The sequence below is a fragment of the Massilia sp. SYSU DXS3249 genome, assembly GCF_053668055.1.
The window spans coordinates 36,696-50,620 of record NZ_JBSIPX010000013.1; the positions used below are offsets into that span (position 1 = coordinate 36,696).

A 13,925-nucleotide genomic window follows, 5' to 3' on the forward strand; every position below is an offset into this window, starting at 1 on the left:
GCTCCATCATGTCGCCCGCCATGCATACCGGCTTGAGCGGCCTCAGCAACGCAAGCCTTTGAATTTAAAGGAGGAAATGTTGAAAATAAAAAAGCGCCCCCGAAGAGGCGCTTTTTTCGAACGGTGTTTCCGCGGCTCTCAAACCATCAACCGACCCACTTGCGCGCGTTGCGGAACATGCGCATCCACGGCGCGTCCTCGCCCCAGGACTCCGGCGCCCACGAGTGGACCACGGTGCGGAACACGCGCTCGGCGTGCGGCATCATCGCGGTGAAGCGGCCGTCCGGCGTCGTCACGGCGGTCAGGCCGCCCGGCGAGCCGTTCGGGTTGAACGGATACTGCTCGGTTGCCTGTCCACGGTTGTCGACGTAGCGCAGCGACTGCACGACTTCATCGAGCTTGCCGGTCAGCGAGAAGTCGGCAAAGCCTTCGCCGTGGGCAATCGCCAGCGGCGCGTGAGTACCGGCCATGCCTTCGAAGAAGATCGACGGCGAGTCGAGCACCTCGACCATGCCGAAACGCGCCTCGAACTGTTCCGATTTGTTGCGGGTGAACTTCGGCCAGGCATGCGCGCCCGGGATGATCGACTTCAGGTTCGACAGCATCTGGCAGCCGTTGCACACGCCCAGGCCGAAGGTATCCTGGCGCGCGAAGAAGGCGGCGAACTGGTCGGACAGCGCATTGTTGAAGAGGATGGTCTTGGCCCAGCCTTCGCCCGCCCCCAGCACGTCGCCGTAGGAGAAGCCGCCCACCGCGATCACGCCGTGGAAGTCCGCCAGTTTGGCGCGGCCCGCGATCAGGTCGCTCATGTGGACGTCGACCGCCGCGAAGCCGGCCTGGTGCATCGCCCAGGCGGTTTCGATGTGCGAGTTGACGCCCTGCTCGCGCAGGATGGCCACGCGCGGACGCACGCCGCTGGCGATGAAGGGCGCCGCCACGTCCAGGCTCGGGTCGAAGGTAAGCTTCGGGCTCATGCCCGGATCCTGCTCGTCGAGGAGACGGTCGTATTCCTGGTCCGCGCAGTCCGGGTTGTCGCGCAGGCGCGCGATGCGCCAGCTCGTTTCCGACCACAGGCGGTGCAGATCGCTGCGGCGCTGGTTGTAGATGACTTTTGCGTCGCGCGTGAATTCGATCGCGCCGCGGTCGTTCACCTTGCCGATGATGTGGCTGCAGGCGCCCAGGCCGAGCTCGCGCAGCACGTTCATCACCAGGGATTTGTCTTCGGCGCGCACCTGCACCACGGCGCCCAGTTCTTCCGAGAACAGCGCGCGCAGCGTCATCTCGTTGCGGCGCTCGCCGACCTGGCTGGCCCAGTTCTTGGCGTCGCCCCAGTCCGAGGAGTGCTCGCCTTCCATCGCCAGGATGTCGAGGTTGACCGAGACGCCGGCGCGGCCGGCGAAGGCCATCTCGCACAGGGTGGCGAACAGGCCGCCGTCGGAACGGTCGTGGTAGGCCAGCAGCTTGCCCTCGTTGTTGAGGCGCTGGATGGCGGCGAAGAAGGCCTTCAGGTCGTCGGCGGAGTCGACGTCCGGGACCGAGTCGCCCAGCTGCTGGGTCACCTGCGCCAGCGCCGAGGCACCGAGGCGGTTCTTGCCGCGGCCGAGGTCGATCAGCACGAGGGCGGTCTCGCCCAGGTCCGTGCGCAGTTGCGGGGTGAGCGAGCGGCGCACGTCCGGCACCGGCGCGAAGCTGGAGACGATCAGCGACACCGGCGAAATGACCGACTTGTTCTCGCCGTCGTCGCTCCACGTCGTGCGCATCGACAGCGAATCCTTGCCGACCGGGATGCTGATGCCCAGGGCCGGGCACAGCTCCATGCCGACGGCGCGTACGGTGTCGAACAGGGCTGCGTCCTGGCCCGGCTGGCCGCAGGCGGCCATCCAGTTGGCCGACAGCTTGATGTCTTCGATCGACGCGATCGGCGCGGCGGCGATGTTGGTGATCGCCTCGCCGACGGCCATGCGGCCCGAGGCAGCGGCGTCGATCACGGCCAGCGGGGTGCGCTCGCCCATCGCCATCGCTTCGCCGGCATGGCCTTCGTAGCTCATGGCGGTGACGGCGCAGTCGGCCACCGGCACCTGCCACGGGCCGACCATCTGGTCGCGCACGGTCATGGCGCCGACCGAACGGTCGCCGATGGTGATCAGGAAGGACTTGTCGGCCACGGTCGGCAGCAGCAGCACGCGGCGCGCGGCTTCTTCGAGTTCGATGCCGGTCAGGTCGACCGGCGGCAGCGTGCGGGCGACGTGCTCGACGTCGCGCAGCATCTTCGGCGGCTTGCCGAGCAGGACGTCCATCGGCATGTCGACGGGCGAATTGTCCGCCAGCGGATCGATGACGCGCAGCTGGCGCTCTTCGGTGGCGACGCCGACGACGGCGAAGGGCGACCGCTCGCGCTCGCACAGCGCTGCAAACGTTGGGAGGCTTTCGGGCGCAATCGCCAGCACATAGCGCTCTTGCGACTCGTTCGACCAAATTTCCTTCGGCGCCATGCCCGACTCTTCCAGCTGGATCTTGCGCAGGTCGAAGGTCGCGCCGCGCTTGGCGTCGTTCACGATTTCCGGGAAGGCGTTCGACAGGCCGCCGGCGCCGACGTCGTGGATCGAGATGATCGGGTTATCCGCGCCCATCTGCCAGCAGCCGTTGATGACTTCCTGGGCTCGGCGTTCCATTTCCGGATTGCCGCGCTGGACGGAATCGAAGTCCAAGTCGGCGGTATTGGTGCCGGTCGCCATCGAGGATGCGGCCGAGCCGCCCATGCCGATGCGCATGCCCGGGCCGCCCAGCTGGATCAGCAGGCTGCCGACCGGGATATCGTTCTTGTGGGTGTGCTGGTCGGCGATGTTGCCGATGCCGCCCGCGATCATGATCGGCTTGTGGTAACCGTAGACGCCGCCCGCGGCCTGGGCGTTCTGCTCATAGGTGCGGAAATAGCCGCCCAGCACAGGACGGCCGAATTCGTTGCTGAACGCGGCGCCGCCCAGCGGGCCGTCGATCATGATCTGCAGCGGGGAAGCGATACGCTCCGGCTTGCCGTAGATTGGCGCTTCACCGCGCTCGGCGCCGGTCACATCGGCGGCGTTTTCCCAAGGACGCTGGGCGTCCGGCAGCAGCAGGTTCGACACCGTGAATCCGGTCAGGCCCGCCTTCGGCTTGGCGCCGCGGCCGGTTGCGCCTTCGTCGCGGATTTCGCCGCCGGCGCCGGTCGAGGCGCCCGGGAAAGGCGAGATCGCGGTCGGGTGGTTGTGGGTTTCCACCTTCATCAGGGTGTGGGTCAGCTCGCTGGCCGGCGCATACTCCTGCCCTGCCCCGCGCGGGAAGAAGCGCGTCACGGTCGTGCCGGCCATGATCGAGGAGTTGTCGCTGTAGGCGACGATCGTGCCCTTCGGCTGCAGCTGGTGCGTGTTCTTGATCATCTGGAACAGGGACCGGTCCTGTTTCACGCCGTCGATGATCCAGTCGGCGTTGAAGATCTTGTGGCGGCAGTGTTCGCTGTTGGCCTGGGCGAACATCATCAGCTCGACGTCGGTCGGGTTGCGCTTGGCCTTGGTGAAGGCGTCGAACAGGTAATCGATCTCGTCGATCGACATCGCCAGGCCGAGCTCGGTGTTGGCGCGCACCAGGGCCTCGCGTCCCTCGCCCATGACATCGATGGCTTCGAGCGGCTTGCCTTCGAGTTCGCGGAACAGCTGGGAGGCGTCGTCGGCGCTGCGCAGCACGGTTTCCGTCATGCGGTCGTGCAGCAGGTTCGAGACCGCCGCGATTTCCTCTTCGTTCAGCTTCTTCGGCGCGCCGAAGCTGCTGCCGAGGATGCCGCTTTTCAGCACGACGGTATAGGCCACGCCGCGCTCGATCCGGTGCACGTGCGCCATGCCGCAGTTGTGGGCGATGTCGGTCGCCTTCGAGGCCCAGGGCGAGATGGTGCCCAGGCGCGGGATCACGAAGAAGGCTTCGGTGACGCCCTCGTACAGCGTTTCCGGGACCGGCTCGCCGTAGGTCAGCATCGCCGTCAGGCGCTCGGTGTCGCTGGTGGTCAGCGGCGCGCTGGCGTCGATGAAATGGTAGAAGCGTGCCTGGACCTGGGCGATCGCGGGGGCGACGGCTTGCAGTTGGCTCAGGAGGCGTTGGCTACGAAATACGGAGAGGGCGTTGGAACCCGGCAGAATCAACATGGCTGAAAGTCGGTTGATGCAGCGTGGCTGCGGGTGGAAGATAGCCCGCTATTATACAGGGTTGACAACATTGCCCCACACAGGGGACTGACGCACCCGCCACGGGGCAGTTGCCCGGCGCTCCGCTTGTCGGTATTGTTGCGCATGGAGACAGCCGTAAAGACCCGCAAAGCGTCCTGCAGACGAAAGAAATAATGCAAGAGAACAACAACCTGTCGGTCCTGATCATCGACCCGAACCCGGGCATGCGCAGCAACCTGCAGAACATGCTCAACCAATCGAGCATCAGCAAGATCGACTATGCCGTGAATGCCGGCACCGCCATCCGCCAGCTGGCGCGGCGCAGCTATGACATCGTGCTGTGCGAGTACGACCTCGGCAACAGCGGCGGCAGCGGCCCCGGCGACGGCCAGGACGGCCAGCAGCTGCTGGAAGACCTGCGCCACCACCGCCTGCTCAGCCCCTGGGCGATCTTCATCATGCTGACCTCGGAAGCGGTCTACGGCAAAGTCATCGGCGCGGCCGAACTGGCGCCCACCGATTACGTCCTGAAACCCTTCACCAGCGACACCCTGGGTGCCCGCATCGCCCGCGCGGTCGAGCGGCGCGCGGTCTTCCTGCCGGCCTACCAGCTGGTTGCCCAGGGCAAGACCCGGGAAGCGATCCGCACGGCCGCCGCCGCCGAACTGGCCCATCCGCGCCATGCGCTCGACTTTGCCCGCCTGCGCGCCGAATTGCACGCCAGCCTGGGCGAGCATCAGGAAGCCGAACAGCTGTACCGCAAGGTGCTGGCCCACAAGCCGCTGGGCTGGGCCGGCCTCGGGCTGGCGCGCGCCGAGTTCGCGCAGGGCCGCATCGACGGGGCGCGCGAAACCCTGCAGGCCCTGGTCGCCGCGAATCCACGCCTGATGGCCGCCTACGACCTGCTCGCGCGCTGCCACGAGTCGGCCGGGAACCACGCCCAGGCACAGAAGATCCTCGAGGAAGCGGTCGGCATTTCGCCCCACCTGGTGCGGCGCCTGCGCAAGCTGGGCGAGGTCGCGCTCGAGGCGGGCGACTTTCAATCCGCGGAAAAGTCGTTCAAGCAGGTGGTGGCCAAGGCGCGCTACTCGGAATTCCGCGATCCCGAAGACCACGTGCGGCTGGTGAAGGCGCTGGTCAAGCGCGGCGACATGCTGGGCGCGAGCGGCGTGGTGCGCGACCTGGAACGCTCGATGCGCGCCAGCGCGGAACTCGACGCCTGCATCGGGGTGGCCAACGCGGCCCTGCACGACGCAGCCGGCAACCGCGAGGCGGCCGTCCACGGCCTGCAGAACGCGGTCGCCGCGGTGCGCGCGGGCAGTTCGCTGTCGACCGGGTTGAAGGTGGGCCTGGTGCGCTCCTGCCTCGAGCACCGCCTCGACGCGCCGGCCCAGGAGGTGATGATGGCCGTGGTGAACGACAGCGGCAGCGGCGTCGGCTCGCAGGACGCGCTGCGCATCTTCACCGAAGCCGGCCGGCGCGACCTGGCCGACGGCATCAGCCAGCAGCTCAAGGTGCAAGCCCAGATCCTGCTCGGCATTGCCGACGAAAAGCGCAACATGGGCGACGTGCGCGGCGCGGTGCAGACCCTGCTCGAAGCGCTGCACATGGCGCCGCAGAACCTGCAGGTGATGATCGCGGTGGCCGGCGGCATCCTCCGGCAGATCAACGAGCTGGGGTGGGATCACCCGCTGGGGGAGTTGTGCCTGGCGCAGCTGGAGAAGATCCGGGCGATCGATGCGCAGCATCCGCGGCTGGAGCCGCTGGGGCAGGAGTATGCGGCGATGCGCAGGAAGTACGGTATTTCGACCTGACCGTACGCCGCTTACCAAAAAAGGAGCCAACGCGGTGCAATGTGCATCGCCAACGATGATCATCGTTCCGCGTGGGCCCGGGGCGCCCACCCTACGCCTTGCCGTACCCTCCCCCGCCCGGCGTCTCGATGACGAACACGTCTCCCGCCGCCATCTCGACCTTGCCGATGTGCCCGACCCGCTCCTCGCGTCCGTCGGCACGCAGCACGGTGTTGACGCCGCGCGCCCCCGGCTCGCCGCCGGCCATGCCGAAGGGTGCGTAGATCCGGTTATTGGACAGGATGGCCGCCGTCATCGGCTCCAGGAAGCGCACTTTGCGCACGCCGCCGTTGCCGCCATGCCAGCGCCCGGCGCCGCCGGAATCCGCCCGGATCGCGTAGCTCTCCAGCCGCACCGGGAAGCGGAATTCCAGGATCTCGGGATCGGTCAGGCGCGAGTTGGTCATGTTGGTCTGGACCACGTCGGTGCCGTCGAAGCCCTCCCCCGCGCCGCTGCCGCCGGAGATGGTCTCGTAGTACTGGTAGCGCGCGTTCCCGAAGGTGAAGTTGTTCATCGTCCCCTGCGAGGCCGCCATCACGCCCAGCGCACCGTAGAGCGCGTTGGTGATGCAGGTCGAGGTCTCGACGTTGCCCGACACGACAGAGGCCGGGTAATGCGGATTGAGCATGGAGCCGGGCGGGATGATCACCTCGAGCGGCTTGAGGCAGCCGCCGTTGAGCGGGATCTCGTCGTTGACCAGGGTGCGAAACACGTAGAGCACCGCCGCCATGCACACGCTCGAGGGCGCGTTGAAGTTGTTCTGCAGCTGGCCTGAGGTGCCGGTGAAGTCGATCCGCGCACTGCGCGCCGCGCGGTCCACGCGCACGGCGACGACGATCTTCGCGCCGTTGTCGAGGTCCACCGTGAACGAACCGTCCTTCAGCGCCCCGATCACGCGCCGCACCGCTTCCTCGGCGTTGTCCTGCACGTGGCCCATGTAGGCGCGCACCACGTCGAGGCCGAAGTGCGCGACCATGCGCCGCAGCTCCTCGACGCCCTTCTGGTTGGCCGCCACCTGGGCGCGCAAATCCGCCAGGTTCTGGTCCGGGTTGCGTGCCGGATAGCGCGCGTTGGCCAACAGGGCGCGCACCTCGTCCTCGCGCAGCACGCCGTCCCCGCCGTCGACCAGCTTGAAGTTGTCGATCAGGACGCCCTCCTGCTCGATGTGCACCGAGTCCGGCGGCATCGAGCCGGGCGTGCTGCCGCCGATGTCGGCATGGTGGCCGCGCGAGCCGACGTAGAACAGGATTTCCGTACCCGCCTCGTCGAACACCGGCGAGATCACCGTCACGTCCGGCAGGTGGGTGCCGCCGTTGTAGGGATCGTTCAGCACGTAGACGTCGCCGGCCCGCATGCGGCCCGCGTTCCCCCGCATGACGGTCTTGATGCTCTCGCCCATCGAGCCCAGGTGCACCGGCATGTGCGGCGCGTTCGCCACCAGGTTGCCGGCGGCGTCGAAGATGGCGCAGCTGAAGTCGAGCCGTTCCTTGATGTTGACGGAATAGGCGGTGTTCTGCAGGCGCAGGCCCATCTGCTCGGCGATCGACATGAACAGGTTGTTGAAGATCTCGAGCATGACCGGGTCGGCCGTGGTGCCGATCGCGCGCCGCTCGGGCAGCGCTTCCACGCGCGTGAGCACGAGGTGGTTGTAGGGCGTGACCTCGGCCTGCCAGCCCGCTTCCACGACCGTGGTGGCGTTGTTCTCGGCGACGATGGCCGGGCCCTGGATGCGGTCGCCCGGCGCGATGTCGTCGCGGCGGTAGACGCTGGTCTCGCGCCATTGCCCGCCGGCGAACATGCGGATGGTCTCCGCCGATGCCGGGCCGGCGCGCCGCTCCGTGCGGACGGCGGGTTGCTCCGGCGGCGCTTCCGAGCGGCCGAGTGCTTCGACCGACACCGCCTCCACCACCAGCGCGCGCGACGGCATCAGGAAGGAGAAGCGGCGTTTGTAGGCCTGTTCGAAGGCGTGGCGCATCGCCGGCGCTTCGCCGAACGCGACCACCAGCGCCGAGTCGGTGCCCTCGTAGCGCAGGTGGACGCGCTTGAGGACGTCGATGCGCTCCACGCCCACGCCCTGGGCCAGGAGTTCGCCGCGCGCCGCATCGGCCAGCGCATCGAGGCGGCGCGCCAGCAGCTCGCCCGCAACGCCGTCGAGCTTCTCCTCGACCGCCTGCTCGCGCATCGCGCTCTGGTCGGCCAGCCCCATGCCGTAGGCCGACAGCACCCCGGCCAGGCTGTGGATGAAGACCGTCTTCATGCCGAGCGCGTCGGCCACCAGGCAGGCATGCTGGCCGCCGGCGCCGCCGAAACTGGTGAGCGCGTATTCGGTCACGTCGTGCCCGCGCTGCACCGAGATCTGCTTGATCGCATTGGCCATGTTGCCGACGGCGATCTGGATGAAGCCTTCGGCCACCTCTTCCTCGCTGCGCACGTCGCCGGTAGCCTCCCTGATCTGGCGCGCCAGGCCGGTGAAGCGCGCACGCACCGCCTCGACGTCGAGCGGCTCGTCGCCGTCCGCGCCGAACAGCTGCGGGAAGTAAGCCGGCTGGATCTTGCCGAGCATGACGTTGCAGTCGGTGACGGTGAGCGGGCCGCCGCGCCGATAGCAGGCCGGGCCGGGATTGGCGCCGGCGCTGTCCGGGCCGACCCGGTAGCGGGTGCCGTCGAAATGCAGGATGGAGCCGCCGCCGGCGGCCACCGTGTGGATGCTCATCATCGGCGCGCGCATGCGCACCCCGGCCACCTGGGTCTCGAACACGCGTTCAAACTCGCCTGCGAAGTGCGAGACGTCGGTCGAGGTGCCGCCCATGTCGAAGCCGATGATGCGTTCGAAGCCGGCCAGGCGGCTCGCGCGCACCATGCCGACGATGCCGCCGGCGGGGCCGGACAGGATGCTGTCCTTGCCCTGGAAGGTCCGGGCGTCGGTCAGGCCGCCGTTGGACTGCATGAACTGCAGGTTCACGCCCGGCAGGTCGCAGGCCACCTGGTCGACGTAGCGGCGCAGGATGGGCGACAGGTAGGCGTCGACCACGGTGGTGTCGCCGCGGGCGACCAGCTTCATCATCGGGCTTACCGCGTGCGACATGGACACCTGCGCGAAGCCGATCTCGCGGGCGATGCGCGCCACCGCCGCTTCGTGCTGCGTGAAACGGTAGCCGTGCATGAAGACGATGGCGAGGGTGCGCAGGCCGGCGTCGAAAGCGGCCTGCAGGCCCCGGCGCGCGGCCTCCTCGTCGAGCGGGCGGACGATTTCGCCATGGGCGCCGATGCGCTCGTCGATCTCGATGACTTCGCCGTACAGCAGCTCCGGCAGGACGATGTGGCGGTCGAACAGGCGCGGCCGGTTCTGGTAGGCGATGCGCAGCGCGTCGCGGAAGCCCCGGGTGATGGCCAGCACGGTGCGTTCGCCCTTGCGCTCGAGGAGCGCGTTGGTGGCGACCGTCGTGCCCATCTTGACGGCCTCGATCGCGTTCACCGGCAAGGGATCGCCGGGCGCCACGCCCAGCAGGTGGCGGATGCCGGCCACCGCCGCGTCGCGGTACTGTTCGGGGTTCTCGGAAAGCAGCTTGTGCGTCACCAGCTGCCCACCGGGCGTGCGCGCCACGATGTCGGTAAACGTGCCGCCGCGGTCGATCCAGAACTGCCAATCCATGTGCGTTTCCTCGTGCAGATATCAGTTGAACGTCTAGTGTGGCGTCTATTGTATTCGCCCCCGCGCCCGAAATTGGCGAAAATGCATGCATGACGAACCAAATTGGAGCGGGAATGGACAAGGGTCTCTACAGCGTGGCGCAAATCCGCGCGACCGAAACGGCTGCGGCGGCGGCATTGGACGCCGACGGGCCGGGAGGCCAGGCGCTGATGCGGCGCGCCGGCCGCGCGGCCGCGGATCTCGCACTGGAGCTGGTCAAGCCGCCCGACGGCGGCCGGCGCGTGCAGCCGGTGCTGGTGCTGGCCGGACCGGGCAACAATGGCGGCGACGCGCTGGAAGTGGCCGCCAACCTGGCCGAGGCCAAGGTGGACGTGGTGGTGCTGCACCTGGCCGGCAGCGGCCAGCCCTCGCCCGAGGCGGCCCAGGCGCTGGCGCGCGCCCGTGCCAGCGGCGCCAACTTCGCCGACGTCGCCCTCGACGTGCGCGAATGGGCGATGGTGGTCGACGGCCTGTTCGGCATCGGCCTGGCGCGCCCGCTCGAAGGACGCTACCGCGACCTGGTCGCCGCCATGGACGGCCTGCGCTGCCCGGTGCTCGCACTCGACGTGCCGAGCGGGCTCGATGCGGATACCGGCGCCGTGGTGGGCAACGGCCTTGCGGTGCGCGCGACCCACACCATCACCTTCATCGGCGACAAGCCCGGGCTGCATACGGCCGAAGGGCGCGACCATGCGGGCATCGTCCACGTCGCCGGCCTCGGTATCGCCGCCGACGCCTACGAGCCGGCCCGTGCCCGCTTGGCCAGCCCTGCCCTGTTCGCGGCCATGCTGGCGCCGCGCCGCCAGAATTCGCACAAGGGGCAGTTCGGCGACGTCGCGGTGGTCGGGGGCGCGCACGGCATGCTGGGCGCCGCCCTGCTGGCCGCGCGCGCGGCCCTGCATGCGGGCGCCGGGCGCGTGTTCGCCGTCACCGTCGACGCCGGGCCGGAATTCGATCCCGTGCAGCCGGAACTGATGCTGCGCACCTCAGGCGGCTTCGAGGTCGGCGACCGGGTGCTGGTGCTCGGGCCCGGCATGGGTGATTCGAGCGAGGCGATGCGCGTACTGGGGCACGGCATCGACGCGCCCGGTGCGATCGTGATCGACGCCGACGGGCTGAACCTGGTGTCGGCCAGCACCGCGCTGCAGGAGCGCGTGGCCAGGCGCCAGGGCGCGACCATCCTCACCCCGCATCCGCTGGAAGCGGCGCGCCTGCTGGGCGTCTCGGCGGCCGAGGTGCAGGCCGACCGGCTTGGCTCCTGCCGCGAGCTGGCGCGGCGTCTGCAGGCGGTCGTGGTGCTGAAGGGGTGCGGTAGCGTGGTCGCCCAGCCGGATGGCGAAGTGGCGATCAACCCGACCGGGAATCCGGGGCTGGCCAGCGGCGGCAGCGGCGACGTGCTGGCGGGCGTGTGCGGCGCCCTGCTCGGGCAAGGCTGGCCGGCTTGGGAGGCGGCCGTCGGCGCGGTGTGGATGCACGGGGCGGCGGCGGACCGCCTAGTCGAGGGAGGCGTAGGGCCGATCGGGATGACGGCGGGAGAATTACCGAAGGCGGTGCGGGCGGTGTTGAATGGCTTGGTGAGGGACGCCGGCGGAAGATCATCGGCCGCTTGAACGCGTGGACGGGAGACCCGTCCACCCTACGTCCCTCCGAGTTCCGATAACGGTCCGCAAGCCAGCGTAGGGTGGACGGGTTCCCCGTCCACGCGTTCAACCGGCCCATGCGAACCGTAGCAATTAAACCAGCTTCCCCGCCGCAATCGTAATCGTCCGCCCGCACCGCGCCGCCATCGCCGGATCGTGCGTCACGAGCACCAGCGTCGATCCGCGCTCGCGGTTCAACTCGAACATCAACTGGATGATCGATTCGCCGGTCGCCGCATCCAGGCTGCCGGTCGGTTCGTCCGCGAACAGCAGCGGCGGTTCGGTGACGAAGGCGCGCGCCAGGGCCACGCGCTGCTGCTCGCCGCCGGACAGGTATTTCGGATAATGCTTCAGGCGGCTCGACAGCCCGACCCGTCCCAGCATCGCCTCGGCCTTCTCGCGCGCCGCGCCGTCGCCGCGCAATTCAAGCGGCAGCATCACGTTTTCGACTGCGTTCAGGTGCGCCAGCAACTGGAAGGACTGGAACACGAAACCCAGCTTGGCCATGCGGAAAGCCGCGCGTCCGTCTTCGTCGAGGGCGAAGATGTCGGTGCCGTCGAGCAGCACTTTGCCGCTGCTCGGGCTATCGAGACCGGCGAGGAGGCCCAGCAAGGTGGACTTGCCCGAGCCGGATGCCCCGACGATGGCAAGCGTCTCGGCCGGTTGCACGGTAAAATCGATGCTGTGCAGGATGGTGAGTTCGCCGCTGGCGTCCGCCACGCGTTTCGACAGGCCTGCGACTTGAATCGCGGCCGGCCGCTCCAACATGGCATCCAGCTCTCTTTTTACACCCTCGGGGTTATCACGCATGCTTGCTTTTCTCAAGAAATTAACTGTCGGTGCGGCCATGGTGGCGGCGTCGGCGAGCGCCTATTCTGCACCAAAAACCGTGCTCGTGGTGGGTGACAGCCTCTCCGCCGAATACGGCTTGACGCGCGGCGCAGGTTGGGTCGCCCTGCTCGAACAAAAGCTCAAGGCGAACAAGATCGACGCCAACATCGTCAACGCCAGCATCAGCGGCGAAACCACGAGCGGCGGCCGCGCGCGCCTGCCGGCCTTGTTGAAGCAGCACAAACCCCAGGTGGTCGTGATCGAACTGGGCGCCAACGACGGCCTGCGCGGCCTGCCGGTGCCCGCTGCCGAAAGCAACCTGCGCCAGATGATCACGATGTCGCAGCAACAGGGCGCGAAGGTCATGCTGGTCGGCATGCGCATGCCGCCGAACTATGGCCGCGCATACACTGAAAAATTCTTCGGCATGTTCAATACCCTGTCGAAAGAACACAAGGCGCCGCTGGTGCCCTTCATGCTCGAAGGCGTGGCCGACAAGCCGGCACTGTTCCAGGCCGACCGCCTGCATCCGAACGCCCAGGCGCATCCGATCATCCTGAATAATATCTGGCCGACTTTCTCCAACCTGATCACCTCCCGATGAAATACCCTGCCGTACTGAGCTTCGCCGACATCCTTCCCGAACTGGACAGTGTTGACACCATCATCGACGCCCGCAGCGAGGGCGAATTTGCCCTCGACCACCTGCCGGGCGCCATCAACTGCCCGGTGCTGAACGACGAGGAGCGGGTGCGCGTCGGCACGCTCTACAAGCAGGTCGGCGCCTTCGAGGCGAAGAAGCTCGGCGCCGCGCTGGTCGCGCGCAATATCGCGACCCACATCGACACCCATTTCGCCGACAAGCCGCGCGACTGGAAGCCCCTGGTCTACTGCTGGCGCGGCGGCAACCGCAGCGGCTCGCTGGCCCACATCCTGGCCAAGATCGGCTGGCCGGTGGTCCAGCTCGATGGCGGCTACAAGGCGTATCGCGCCCACGTCAGCGGCGCGCTGGAGCAGCCGCCTGAAGTGGAGTTCCGCGTCATTTGCGGCACCACGGGCAGCGGCAAGAGCCGGCTGCTGGAAACCCTCGATGCGATCGGCGCACAGGTGCTCGACCTGGAACGCCTGGCGGCTCACCGCGGCTCGGTACTCGGCCACCTGCCGAACGAGCCCCAGCCCACGCAAAAGATGTTCGAGTCGCGCATCTGGGACAAGCTGCGCCACTTCGATGCCAGCCGACCGGTGTTCGTCGAATCGGAAAGCAAGAAGGTCGGCAACCTGCGCGTGCCCGACGCCGTGATGGAGCGCATGCGCGCCTCGCCCTGCATCGCCCTCGGCCTGTCGCGCGCCAACCGCGTGCGCCTGCTGATGGAGGACTACAGCCATTTCGCCGGCGATCCGCAGGCGCTCAACGGCCAGCTCGAACACCTGGTGCAACTGCACGGCCGCGAGAAGATCGACGCCTGGCACGCCTTGGCCAACAGCGGCGCGATGCCGGAGCTGGTCGACCAGCTGCTGGTCGAGCACTACGACCCGGCCTACCTGCGCTCGATCGACCGCAACTTCGTCCAGTATGGCCAGGCGCAGGTGCTGGAGCTGGCGGACATCGGCCCGGATGATTTCGCAAGTGCGGCGCGGGCGCTGCACGCAGCCTGAGACGGCCGCAAGCCTCTAGAACGGCGACTACATCCCTGCGCTCCGCGTTCCCAAATTCATG

Annotated in this window: 7 protein-coding genes; 4 read left to right on the top strand and 3 right to left on the bottom strand. The window is 68.1% G+C overall.

Annotation, left to right across the window (positions count from 1 at the left end; all coding sequences use genetic code 11):
• Positions 1-146: 146 nt before the first annotated feature.
• Positions 147-4,172, bottom strand: coding sequence for a phosphoribosylformylglycinamidine synthase (purL, locus tag ACWCIA_RS15635; protein WP_454164753.1), 4,026 nt, complete (start codon positions 4,170-4,172; stop codon positions 147-149).
• A gap of 194 nt (positions 4,173-4,366) precedes the next feature.
• On the opposite strand from purL, the gene ACWCIA_RS15640 reads away from it, so the two are divergent.
• Complete coding sequence (locus tag ACWCIA_RS15640) at positions 4,367-6,007, top strand: tetratricopeptide repeat protein (protein WP_454164754.1); 1,641 nt, start codon at positions 4,367-4,369, stop codon at positions 6,005-6,007.
• A gap of 91 nt (positions 6,008-6,098) precedes the next feature.
• Here ACWCIA_RS15640 and ACWCIA_RS15645 read toward each other — a convergent pair whose 3' ends face one another.
• Positions 6,099-9,698: a hydantoinase B/oxoprolinase family protein gene (locus ACWCIA_RS15645; protein ID WP_454164755.1), complete on the bottom strand. Its 3,600-nt coding sequence runs from the start codon at positions 9,696-9,698 to the stop codon at positions 6,099-6,101.
• A gap of 113 nt (positions 9,699-9,811) precedes the next feature.
• Here ACWCIA_RS15645 and ACWCIA_RS15650 point away from each other — a divergent pair, with 113 nt between their 5' ends.
• Positions 9,812-11,347 (top strand): NAD(P)H-hydrate dehydratase, encoded by a 1,536-nt coding sequence (locus tag ACWCIA_RS15650; RefSeq protein ID WP_454164756.1) that lies wholly within the window; start codon positions 9,812-9,814, stop codon positions 11,345-11,347.
• Positions 11,348-11,470: 123 nt separating this feature from the next.
• Here ACWCIA_RS15650 and ACWCIA_RS15655 read toward each other — a convergent pair whose 3' ends face one another.
• On the bottom strand, positions 11,471-12,187 hold the full coding sequence (locus ACWCIA_RS15655; RefSeq protein WP_454164757.1) for an ABC transporter ATP-binding protein: 717 nt from the start codon (positions 12,185-12,187) through the stop codon (positions 11,471-11,473).
• On the opposite strand from ACWCIA_RS15655, the gene ACWCIA_RS15660 reads away from it, so the two are divergent.
• Both ACWCIA_RS15660 and mnmH read left to right on the top strand, forming a co-directional pair.
• On the top strand, positions 12,186-12,812 hold the full coding sequence (locus ACWCIA_RS15660) for an arylesterase (protein ID WP_454164758.1): 627 nt from the start codon (positions 12,186-12,188) through the stop codon (positions 12,810-12,812). The two genes, ACWCIA_RS15655 and ACWCIA_RS15660, sit on opposite strands and share 2 nt — an antisense overlap.
• Entirely contained in the window at positions 12,809-13,864 is a 1,056-nt protein-coding gene (mnmH, locus tag ACWCIA_RS15665; RefSeq protein WP_454164759.1) for a tRNA 2-selenouridine(34) synthase MnmH, read from the top strand. The genes ACWCIA_RS15660 and mnmH overlap by 4 nt, the downstream gene beginning before the upstream one ends.
• The last annotated feature ends 61 nt before the right edge of the window (positions 13,865-13,925 follow it).

Bases quoted from the DNA above. Each gene is read 5' to 3' on its own strand.
- ACWCIA_RS15645 (WP_454164755.1), bottom strand. From the start codon at position 9,698: ATGGATTGGCAGTTCTGGATCGACCGCGGCGGCACGTTTACCGACATC.
- ACWCIA_RS15660 (WP_454164758.1), top strand. From the start codon at position 12,186: ATGCTTGCTTTTCTCAAGAAATTAACTGTCGGTGCGGCCATGGTGGCG.
- ACWCIA_RS15640 (WP_454164754.1), top strand. From the start codon at position 4,367: ATGCAAGAGAACAACAACCTGTCGGTCCTGATCATCGACCCGAACCCG.
- purL (WP_454164753.1), bottom strand. From the start codon at position 4,172: ATGTTGATTCTGCCGGGTTCCAACGCCCTCTCCGTATTTCGTAGCCAA.
- mnmH (WP_454164759.1), top strand. From the start codon at position 12,809: ATGAAATACCCTGCCGTACTGAGCTTCGCCGACATCCTTCCCGAACTG.
- ACWCIA_RS15655 (WP_454164757.1), bottom strand. From the start codon at position 12,187: ATGCGTGATAACCCCGAGGGTGTAAAAAGAGAGCTGGATGCCATGTTG.
- ACWCIA_RS15650 (WP_454164756.1), top strand. From the start codon at position 9,812: ATGGACAAGGGTCTCTACAGCGTGGCGCAAATCCGCGCGACCGAAACG.